This is a genomic window from Arenimonas sp., assembly GCF_022842045.1.
Classification (GTDB): domain Bacteria; phylum Pseudomonadota; class Gammaproteobacteria; order Xanthomonadales; family Xanthomonadaceae; genus Arenimonas.
On sequence record NZ_JALHQI010000091.1, the window covers coordinates 1 to 9645 of the forward strand.

The window sequence follows — 9645 nt, forward strand, 5'->3', positions numbered from 1 at the left end:
CTGGCCACGCGCGGCCGCCGCGCCGCCGCGCGCGACTCGGCCGAGCGCCTCTCGGCGTCCGCGCGGCGGCTGCTCGAGACCACCGTGCCCGAAGCCACGCGCCTCACTGCCGTGGCGCGCGCCAGCTTCGCCGAGGGCGAACTCGACCTGGTCGGTCTGCTCGATGCGCACGCCGCCGAAACCGACGTGCTGCAGCAGGCGCTCGACCAGCACGCGCGCGCGCTCGACGCCGTGCTTGAACTGCAGCTGCTGTCCCCGCTGTCCCACCCCGCCACCGATCCACTCCGCTGAAGGAAACCACGATGAACCACCGCCACCTCACCCTCGCCCTTGCCGCCTGCCTGCTCGCCGCCTGCGGCAGCGAACCCGCGGCCGATGCCGCCCCGGCCGCGCCGGCCGCCGAGGCCGCCCCCGCCGCCGATGCCGCCACCCAGACCGAAGCCGTCTACGGCGACGAAGCCCCGATCGCGATCGCGCCGGAAGCGCCTTCGGAAGAGGACCACGCCCACAACGCCGACGGCAGCCACGTCGAGGGCGACGACCACGCGCACGAGGCCGACGGCAGTCACGCCGAAGGCGACGAGCACGCCGAGGAAGACGCCCACGAACACGGCGACGACACCGACCACAGCCACTGACCCTGGCTTTCGCTCCCGCCCCGGCACCCCGGGGCGGGAACTCCAACGACTGATGCTGGACACCGCCATGCGCCGCTTCCCGACTTCGCCGAACCTTCCCCGCCACCGCCACCTGCTGGCCGCCCTAGTGCTGGCCTTCTCACTGGCCGCCTGCGGACCCGCGGAGCGAACCGGCGGAGGCGGCGCCCCCGAGGCGCAGGTCTATACCCATTTCACGCCGCAGGCCGAGCTGTTCGTCGAGTTCAGCCCGCTGGTGGCCGGCGGCAAATCCACCTTCGCCGCGCACTTCACCCGCCTCGCCGACTACCGGCCCGTCACCGAAGGCACGGTGGACGTGGTGCTGTCCGGCGGCGATGCCCCCACCGAACGCTTCCGCGTCAGCGCGCCGCGCGCGCCGGGCATCTTCGCGCCCACCGTGGTGCCGCGCGCCACCGGGCGCCGCACGCTGGCGCTGGTGCTCGCCGCGCCCGGCCTCGAATCCCGCCACGAGCTGGGCGAAGTGATGGTGTACGCCGACACCGAAGCCGCGCGCGACGCCGGCCCTGCCCCCGGCGCGATCGAGGGCGAGATCGGCTTCCTGAAGGAGCAGCAGTGGACCACCGACTTCGCGCTGGAGACCGTGCAGCCGCGCGAGCTGCGCGAGTCGGTCAGCGCCCCCGCGACCCTTCGCGCCTCGGCCGATGGCTCGGCGGAAATCGTCGCACCCAGCGCGGGCGTGGTCCGCGCCAACGGCCGCTTCCCGGCGCTGGGCGAGGCCGTGGTGCGCGGCCAGACGCTGGCGCTGCTGGTGCCGCGCCTGGGCACCGGCACCGATGTCGCCGCGCTGCAGTCCGAGCTGGCCGCGGCACGCAGCGATGCCGCCCTGGCTCGCAGCGACGCCGAGCGCATGGCGCGCCTGCACGAGCAGGAGGCCGTGTCGCAGCGGCGCCTGGACGAAGCCCGCGCCGCCGACCAGGTCGCGCAGGCGCGGCTGCAGGCCGCGCAGCAGCGCCTGTCGCAGCTCGGTGGCAGCGGCGGCGGCATCGCCCTGAAGGCGCCGCTGGACGGCACGCTGGCGCGCGTCCCGGTGGCCAACGGCGCGGCGGTGGAGGAAGGCGACGTGCTCTTCCACGTCGTTGATCGCCGCGAGCTCTGGCTCGAGGCGCACGTATCGGAAGCCGATGCCGCGCGCCTGCAGCAGCCCGATGGCGCCGCCTTCGAGCTGCCCGGTCTCGACGCCCCGGTGGAAATCCGCGCGGGCGAGAACGGCCGCCTGGTCGGCGTTGGCAGCGTGATCGATCCGGTCAGCCGCAGCCTGCCGGTGGTGTTCGCGATGACCGCGCCGGACGCCCGCATCGCCTTGAACCAGTCGGTGCAGGCGCGCCTGTTCACCGGCCGCACCCGGCCGGGCCTGAGCGTGCCGGCGGCGGCGGTGATCGACGACGGTGGCCAGCGCGTGGTGTACGTGATGCGCGGCGGTGAGTCGTTCTCGCGCGTGCCGGTACGGCTGGGCCTGCGCGACGGCGATCGGTTCGAAGTCGTGGAGGGCCTGGCGGCCGGCGACCGCGTGGTCGCCCGCGGCGCCATCCAGGTCCGCCTGGCGGCCGCCACCCCCGAGGCCATGGGCCACGGCCACGCACACTGAGGGCGCCGGAATGATCGCGAAACTGATCGAGTGGTCGCTGGGCAACCGGCTGTTCGTGCTGGCCGGCGCCGGGCTGCTGTTGCTGTGGGGCGCGTTCGAGGCGCTGCGGATGCCGGTGGACGTGTTCCCCGACCTCACCGCGCCCGCCGTCACCGTGGTCGCCGAAGCACACGGCATGGCGCCGGAGGAAGTCGAGACGCTGATCGCCTTCCCGCTGGAAACCGCGCTCAACGGCGCGCCGGGCGTGCGCCGCGTGCGCTCGAACAGCAGCATCGGCATCGGCGTGGTCACCGTCGAGTTCGACTGGGGCACCGATGTCTACCTGGCGCGGCAGATCGTCGCCGAGCGCCTGGCCAACGTGCGCGGCCAGTTGCCGCCGGACCTGCCGGAGCCGACGCTGGCGCCGATCACGTCGATCATGGGCGAGATCATGTTCATCGCCCTGCACTCCGACCGGCACACGCCGATGGAGCTCAAGACCACGGCCGACTGGGTGCTGCGCCGCCGCCTGCTGGCGGTACCGGGCGTGGCCGAGGTCATCCCCAACGGCGGCGAGACGCGCCAGTTCCAGGTGGTCGCCGACCCGCTGAAGCTGTCCAGCTTCGACCTCACGCTCGACCAGCTGATGGCGGCCGTGGCCGGCAGCAACGAGAACACCTCGGCCGGCTTCTACGTCGAGAACGGCCAGGAGTTCCTGATCCATGGCCGCGGCCGCGTGCGCGGCGCCGACGACATCGGCGCGGTGTTCGTGGCCCGGCGCGGCGACCGGCCGGTCCTGGTGCGCGACGTGGCCGAGGTGCGCATCGGCGCCGCGCCCACCCGCGGCACCGCCGCCTTCAACGGCAAGCCGGCGGTGGTGGTGGGCATCCAGAAGCAGCCCGGCGCCAACAGCCTGGCGCTGACCGCCGAGATCGACCGCGTGCTGGCCGACATCCAGGCCAGCCTGCCCGAAGGCATGACGGTAAGCGCCAACCTGTTCCGCCAGTCCGACTTCATCGAGGTCGGCATCGGAAACCTCGGCCGCGCGATCATCGAGGGCATGGTGCTGGTGGTGGCGATCGTGTTCGCCTTCCTGCTGTGCGCGCGCGCCACCGGCATCACGCTGCTGGCGATCCCGCTGTCGCTGGTGGCGGCGATCCTGGCCATGAAGGCCGCGGGCATCGGCATCAACACCATGACCCTGGGCGGCATGGCGATCGCGCTGGGCGCGCTGGTGGACGACGCCATCATCGTGGTCGAGAACGTGGTGCGGCGCCTGCGCGAGAACGCGCTGCTGCCCGCGGGCGAGCAGCGCGGCCTGGTGCCGATCGTGTTCAGCGCCACCCGCGAGATCCAGGGCTCGGTGGTGTTCGCCACCCTGATCATCGTGCTGGTATTCCTGCCGATCTTCTTCCTCTCCGGCGTCGAGGGCCGGCTGATGCAGCCGCTGGGCTTCGCCTACGTGGTGTCGCTGGCGGCCTCGCTGGTGGTGGCGGTGACGGTGACGCCGGTGCTGTGCAGCCTGCTGCTGCCGCGCTCGCGGATCCTGCGCGACGCCGGCGAGTCGCGGCTGTCGCGCTGGTTCAAGGCTGGCTACCGGCCGCTGTTCGACGCCAGCCTGCCGCGCTGGCGCGGCATCGGCCTGGCCTCGGTGCTGGGCACGGTGCTCACGCTGGTCGCGCTGTTCTCGGCGGGTCGCGCCTTCCTGCCTGATTTCAACGAAGGCAGCCTGACCGTGAACGTGGTGACCCTGCCCGGCACCGCACTGTCGCAGTCCGACGCGCTGGCCGGGCGGGTGGAGGCGATCCTGCTGGCCCAGCCCGAGGTGGTGGCCACCGGCCGGCGCACCGGTCGCGCCGAACTCGACCCGCATGCGCAGGAGATCTACGCCTCCGAGATCGAGGTGACGCTGGCGATGGGCGAGCGCAGCAAGGAGGCATTGCTGTCGCACCTGCGCAGCGAGTTCTCCGGCATCGCCGGCGCCCAGGTGGTGATCGGCCAGCCGATCTCGCACCGCATCGACCACATGCTGTCGGGCACGCGCGCCAACATCGCGGTGAAGCTGTTCGGCCGCGACCTTTACGAGCTGCGCCGCCTGGGCCAGCAGATCGAGGACCAGGTGAAGGCGGTGCCGGGCGCGGTGGACGTGAACCTGGAGCAGCAGGCCGAGCTGCCCTTCGTCACCATCGACTTCGACCGCGAAGCGCTGGCCCGCTATGGACTGGGCGTTCGCGAGGCCAGCCACGTGATCGAAACGGCCTTCTTCGGCAGCACCGTCTCGCGCGTGCTTGAGGGCGATGCCAGCGTGGACCTGGTGGTGCGCCTGCCCGACGCGGCGCGCGCCAGCGTGGAAACCCTGCAGGCGCTGCAGGTGGCCACACCCGAGGGCGCGCGCGTGCCGCTGGCGGCGCTGGCGCGGGTGGAGCGCAACCGCGGCCCCAACCAGATCGGCCGCGAGAACGTGCAGCGCCGCATCGTGGTGATGGCGAACGTGGCCGGCCGCGACCTGACCAGCGTGGTGGACGAGGCCCGCGCCCGCATCGAGCGCAACGTCGAGCTGCCGCCCGGCTACCACGTCGAGTTCGGCGGCCAGTTCGAGAACACCGCGGCGGCCTCCCGTACCCTGCTGCTTCTGGGCAGCGGCGTGGTGGTGGGTATCTTCCTGCTGCTCTACCTGGCGCTGTCGAGCACCCGCGACGCGCTGCTGGTGATGCTGAACCTGCCGCTGGCCCTGCTGGGCGGCGTGGCCGGCGTGTGGCTGTCGGGCGGCATCCTGACGGTGGCGTCGATCATCGGCTTCATCACGCTGTTCGGCATCGCCACCCGCAACGGCGTGATGCTGATCGCACACATCCACCACCTGGCCCGCGAGGAAGGCGTGGCCGACGCCGTGGAGCGCGTGCGCCGCGGCGCCGAGGAGCGGCTGGTGCCGATCGCCATGACCGCGCTGGCCACCGCGCTGGCGCTGGTGCCGCTGGCGCTGTCCGCCGGCCAGCCCGGCAGCGAGATCCAGGCGCCGATGGCCATCGTGATCCTGGCCGGCCTTCTGAGCTCCACCGTGCTGAACATGCTGGTGCTGCCAGCGCTGTACCTGCGCTTCGGCGAGTGGGGCCAGCGCGCGGCGGCGCACTAGCCGCGGGAACGGCATTCGCAGGTAGTAACCTACCTGCGATGCCGCGCGCCCCTCGCGGCCAGGTTCCTCCGGATCCGAATGACGACCCACGAGTTCCCCGCCGCCAGCGCCGACGCCGCCTCCGCGCGCATCCCGCACCAGACCCTGCTGCAGGTCTTCCTGCGCTTCCTGCGCTTCGGCGCGCTGGCCTGGGGCGGGCCGGTGGTGCAGATCGCGATGATCCGCCACGCGCTGGTGGACGAGGAGCGCTGGGTCGACAGCGACCATTTCAACCGTGCGCTGGCGGTGTACCAGGTGCTGCCCGGCCCCGAGGCGCACGAGCTGTGCGTGTACTTCGGCATGCTGGCGCGCGGGCGCCTGGGCGGACTGCTGGCGGGGCTGGGCTTCATGCTGCCGGGCTTCGTGCTGATGTTCGCGCTGTCGTGGGCCTACGTCAGCTACGGGCTGGGCATCGAAGGACTGCAGGCCGTGTTCGCCGCGGTGCAGGTGGCGGTGGCGGCGCTGGTGCTGCGCGCGGTGCTGCGCATCGGCGGGCATGTGGTCACCGATCGCTGGCTGTGGGCGATCGCGATCGTGGCGGGGTTCGCGCAGCTCGCGGGCCTGCACTTTGGGTGGATCCTGGCGGGCGGCGGCGTGGCCTACCTGTTGGCGCGACGGGGCCTGTCGGCCACCGCCCTCCTCGTGATCGTGATGATCGCGGCCGCCGCGGTGGCGTGCGTCGTGCGCTACGGCGGACTGGCCGGCGCGGAGTCGCTGAGCCTGTCGGGTGTCGCGGGCGCGGCCGTGGACCCGGGCACGGTGTCGGCCTGGCTGCTGTTCTGGGCGGGCCTCAAGGCCGGCCTGCTCACCTTCGGCGGTGCCTACACCGTCATTCCCTTCCTGCAGCGCGATGCCGTGACGCAGGGCGCGTGGATGAGCAACGGCCAGTTCCTGGACGGCCTGGCGCTGTCGGGCCTGCTGCCGGCGCCGCTGGTGATCTTCGCCACCTTCGTCGGCTACGTGGGCGGCGGGCCCTGGGGCGCGGTGGCGATGACGGCGGGCGTGTTCCTGCCGGCCTTCGCCTTCACCCTGGTGGCGCACGAACCGCTGGAGCGCCTGGTGCACCAGCCGCGTGCCCGCCAGTTCCTCGAAGGCGTCACCGCCGGCGTCGTCGGCCTGATCGCCGGCACCACGATCGCGCTGATGCGCGTCAGCCTGACCAGCTTCGAAGCGTGGGCACTGTTCGCCATCGTGCTGGGTCTGCTGTTTGCCTCGAAGGCGCGGCTGCTGATCCCGGCGGTGATTGCCGGCGCGGCGCTGTGGGGCTGGATCTCCGGCGGCTAGGCGGACGGCCGCGGCGGCCTGCGTCGCCTTCGAGAGTGACGCCATCGCGCTCACCTGGGACCACAAGCCAAGCGGATCCGGTCACCATGCCGCCGCAAACCATCATGCGTCACCCTCGACAGCGGCTGCGCGCGATAGGCCGCATCGGCGGCCTTGGCACTTTGGCAGGCGCGCGACGCCGACTTGCGCGGCGCGCTGGCGCGCGGCGCGGCACGCACTTGCCGAGGCGGGCTGGCCACGGCGCGTGACGGTTGCACGCCGGGTGCCTCCGGGACGGTCTTCTCCCGACCAATTTCCGCGCCCGAGGCAGGCGCAAGCTTGGCATCGGACGCCAGCGTGCGCTCCCACACCTGCGTGCTGCCCGGCGCGCACGGCGCCGACTGGTAGCTGACGCGGCCTTCCCGGTCGCTGCACTTGAAGAGCGGCGCGGCATCGGCGCGCGCCGCCAGCGCCACCGCCAACCACATCACAACCAACACGACGACCATCCGGGCGCGGGTCCACTGCATGCGTTTCGCTCCAGCCTTATCGAAATCCGATGGCTGCCAGCGTCCGGCTTTAGGCACCGTGCGGATATCCATCTCCGCCCAGTCCCGGCGTAGGATTCCGCCTGAAATCAATCCGGGAAATCATCGGCCCGCAGAAGGTTCTCGTAATCACGCCCTGCCTGGTAGATGGCAAGGATGACCACGGAGCGAGCATCAGGATCGACGGCGAAGGCCAGGGTGGTGCGTCGATGGAAGTGGATGACCCGGATGCCCGGGCGAAGGTCGTCCCGTCTTGTTCCACGCTCCGGGAAAATCGCCAGCGAGCAGCAGAACTCCACCAACCCGTCGACGAAGCGCGCCGCCACATCCGGCGAAGACGCATCCGCGATGTAATCGTCGAGGGCCAGCAGTTGGTCGCGGGCCAGGCGCGAGAATCGAACGGAGAACGTCACCTGTCGCGCGGCTTCCGCGACCGGCGAGCCGAAGACAAGCTGGCGCGAAAGTCAGCAACGGACACTGCCGAAGACGGCGACCTGGCCAGCTCATCGTAAGTAGCCGCGACTTCCGACTGCAGCCATTGCTCGATGGCGCGATCACGCGCGAGGAGTGCCCGCAGCCCCTCGCGGATCACCTCGCTCTCGGTCGCGTACTCGCCACCCGCCACCTTGGCGCGCACGGCTTCGGCCATCTCATTGGGTAGGGTGATGCTGAACTGCTGGGTCGAACGCATGGCAGGACTCCGGGCGTTAGTAGGATTTAATCCTACTCCCATCCGGTTCAAGCGCTAGCGGGTCGACGGCGCGTCCTGGGGTGCGGCGGGTAATGGATGCTTGGCGGAATCTTGCACGCTGATGACCTCGGGCAGGGGCCGGTGACCGGCCCTTGCCGAGAATGGCTGACCGCCCTCACGCGATCAGCCAGCGAATACCGCCATTCGCCGTACGAAGTTGCCGCGCGGCCGCTGTGGCCTGCGCCTCAGCGCCGCCGCGCCGGCTTGCAGCCGTCCAGCCACACCTGGTGCAGGATGCCGTCGTACTCGGCGAAGCGGCCCTCGAACCGCGCGGTCTCGCCGCGGCGGAAGGTCAGCGCCAGCGCGCGCTGCTCGGGCTTGAACACGCAGGCCACGCCGGTGCGCGGGGCGTTGTCGCCGGGCAGCTTGATGAAGGCTTCGCTGGTCTCGGGGATGTCGAAGCCGACGATGGTGTCGCCGTCCTGCTCCTGGATGGACGTCACCTTGCCCTTGAGCGCGTAGCGGCGGCCGTTGTGGCGGGCCGAGACGGCCGCCGCATTGGCCTGGCCCTCGCGGGCGATGCGGCGCGAGAACACGTACACGTCCTGCTCGGTCACGTCGTCGACGTTTTGGGTGGCGGCACCCTTCGCGGCCGCCTGCCGGCCGGCGTCGCCGCCCTGCAGCTTGCCCAGCAGCGTGCACATGTAGCTTTGGATCGCCTCGGCCTTGGCGAACTGGCCCTTCTCGGTCTTGACCGTCATCTCGACCGCGGCCGCGCCGCCTTCGTCGTACACGCTGATCAGGGTCGGGATGGCGCGCGTGGTGTTGGTGGAGCGCTGCTCGACCAGCAGGGTGCCGTTCTCCACGTCCTCGGCGATCACGTCCATCTTCTCGCCGATCATGATGCCGCGCATCTGGCCGATGGCATCGGCCACCGACTGGTCGGGCACCACCACCACGCTGGAGAAGTCATTGCCGGTGAAGGGGCTGCCGGACTTCTTGAAGTTGTCTTCGCACTCGCCGGCGTGGGCGATGGGGGCGGCGGCGGCAAGCGCCAGGGTGAGCAGGGCGGGACGGAGCATTGGGGCCTCGTGGGGGATGGGGACGCCCCGCGAGTGTGTTGGAGCCGCTTTGCGAACTCAATACGGGCCGGCCGCTTGGCCGACCCGCTGACCTGCCCCTGTAGCGTGATACTTACCTGCTCAACCGCACTTGCTGTAGCCGCAATTCAGGCAAGTAGCGCAGCCATCCATGATCACCGTGGCCTTGGTGTTGCACTTGAAGCACATGGTCGCGCTGGGCGGGAAAGAGGCGCCCTCGCCGGTCACCTGCACCGCCTCGTCGGCGCGCGATGCGCCGTCGGTGCCGGAGGTCCCCGCGGGGGCGCCGCTCAGGCCGGATTCACTGGACTTTTTTTTTGCGCGGGCCTCGTAGGCGGCGCGCTTGTCGGCGATCAGCTGGCGCTGGGCGTCGCTGAGCTCGGGGTCGAGGATCATGCCGATCGACTTCAGGTGTTCTTCGACCACCGAGCCAATCTCGGCCACGATCGACGGCATGTACACGCCGCCGGCCTTGAAGTAGCCGCCGCGCGGGTCGAACACCGCCTTCATCTCGTCCACCAGGAAGGTGACGTCGCCGCCCTTGCGGAACACGGCGCTCATGATGCGGGTCAGGGCCACGATCCACTGGAAGTGGTCCATGTTCTTGGAGTTGATGAACACCTCGAACGG

The 9645-nt window shown here is 71.1% G+C and carries 9 protein-coding genes and 1 pseudogene; 5 read left to right on the forward strand and 5 right to left on the reverse strand.

The window, feature by feature from the left end:
- The 5 genes from Q0C12_RS13755 to chrA all read left to right on the forward strand — a co-directional run.
- The coding region (locus Q0C12_RS13755) for a hypothetical protein (RefSeq protein WP_290891148.1) at positions 1-291 on the forward strand (291 nt) is incomplete at its 5' end.
- Between the two features lie 11 nt (positions 292-302).
- Positions 303-638 carry a hypothetical protein gene (locus Q0C12_RS13760; RefSeq protein WP_290891150.1) on the forward strand — a complete coding sequence of 112 codons (336 nt, stop codon included), beginning with the start codon at positions 303-305 and terminating at the stop codon, positions 636-638.
- Between the two features lie 52 nt (positions 639-690).
- A complete protein-coding gene (locus Q0C12_RS13765) occupies positions 691-2262 on the forward strand; it encodes an efflux RND transporter periplasmic adaptor subunit (protein WP_290891152.1) in 1572 nt (523 codons plus the stop codon).
- A 10-nt stretch (positions 2263-2272) separates the two neighbouring features.
- Entirely contained in the window at positions 2273-5374 is a 3102-nt protein-coding gene (locus tag Q0C12_RS13770; RefSeq protein WP_290891154.1) for an efflux RND transporter permease subunit, read from the forward strand.
- A 78-nt stretch (positions 5375-5452) separates the two neighbouring features.
- Positions 5453-6697 carry a chromate efflux transporter gene (gene chrA, locus Q0C12_RS13775; RefSeq protein WP_290891156.1) on the forward strand — a complete coding sequence of 415 codons (1245 nt, stop codon included), beginning with the start codon at positions 5453-5455 and terminating at the stop codon, positions 6695-6697.
- Between the two features lie 50 nt (positions 6698-6747).
- On the opposite strand, the gene Q0C12_RS13780 is transcribed toward chrA, so the two are convergent.
- The 5 genes and pseudogenes from Q0C12_RS13780 to Q0C12_RS13800 all read right to left on the reverse strand — a co-directional run.
- Complete coding sequence (locus tag Q0C12_RS13780; RefSeq protein WP_290891158.1) at positions 6748-7278, reverse strand: hypothetical protein; 531 nt, start codon at positions 7276-7278, stop codon at positions 6748-6750.
- A 35-nt stretch (positions 7279-7313) separates the two neighbouring features.
- The gene (locus Q0C12_RS13785) at positions 7314-7637 is read right to left on the reverse strand and encodes a type II toxin-antitoxin system RelE/ParE family toxin (RefSeq protein ID WP_290891160.1); all 324 of its coding nucleotides are present in this window, start codon (positions 7635-7637) and stop codon (positions 7314-7316) included.
- Positions 7634-7915, reverse strand: coding sequence for a type II toxin-antitoxin system ParD family antitoxin (locus tag Q0C12_RS13790; RefSeq protein ID WP_290891162.1), 282 nt, complete (start codon positions 7913-7915; stop codon positions 7634-7636). The genes Q0C12_RS13785 and Q0C12_RS13790 overlap by 4 nt, the downstream gene beginning before the upstream one ends.
- A gap of 245 nt (positions 7916-8160) precedes the next feature.
- A complete protein-coding gene (locus Q0C12_RS13795) occupies positions 8161-8997 on the reverse strand; it encodes a hypothetical protein (protein WP_290891164.1) in 837 nt (278 codons plus the stop codon).
- Between the two features lie 120 nt (positions 8998-9117).
- Positions 9118-9645, reverse strand: a pseudogene (locus tag Q0C12_RS13800) (NrdJb); the annotation flags it as partial.

Excerpts from the sequence above, each read along its gene's own strand:
- Q0C12_RS13760 (WP_290891150.1), top strand. The coding sequence starts at position 303 with ATGAACCACCGCCACCTCACCCTCGCCCTTGCCGCCTGCCTGCTCGCC.
- Q0C12_RS13765 (WP_290891152.1), top strand. The coding sequence starts at position 691 with ATGCTGGACACCGCCATGCGCCGCTTCCCGACTTCGCCGAACCTTCCC.
- Q0C12_RS13770 (WP_290891154.1), top strand. The coding sequence starts at position 2,273 with ATGATCGCGAAACTGATCGAGTGGTCGCTGGGCAACCGGCTGTTCGTG.
- chrA (WP_290891156.1), top strand. The coding sequence starts at position 5,453 with ATGACGACCCACGAGTTCCCCGCCGCCAGCGCCGACGCCGCCTCCGCG.
- Q0C12_RS13780 (WP_290891158.1), bottom strand. The coding sequence starts at position 7,278 with ATGGATATCCGCACGGTGCCTAAAGCCGGACGCTGGCAGCCATCGGAT.
- Q0C12_RS13790 (WP_290891162.1), bottom strand. The coding sequence starts at position 7,915 with ATGCGTTCGACCCAGCAGTTCAGCATCACCCTACCCAATGAGATGGCC.
- Q0C12_RS13795 (WP_290891164.1), bottom strand. The coding sequence starts at position 8,997 with ATGCTCCGTCCCGCCCTGCTCACCCTGGCGCTTGCCGCCGCCGCCCCC.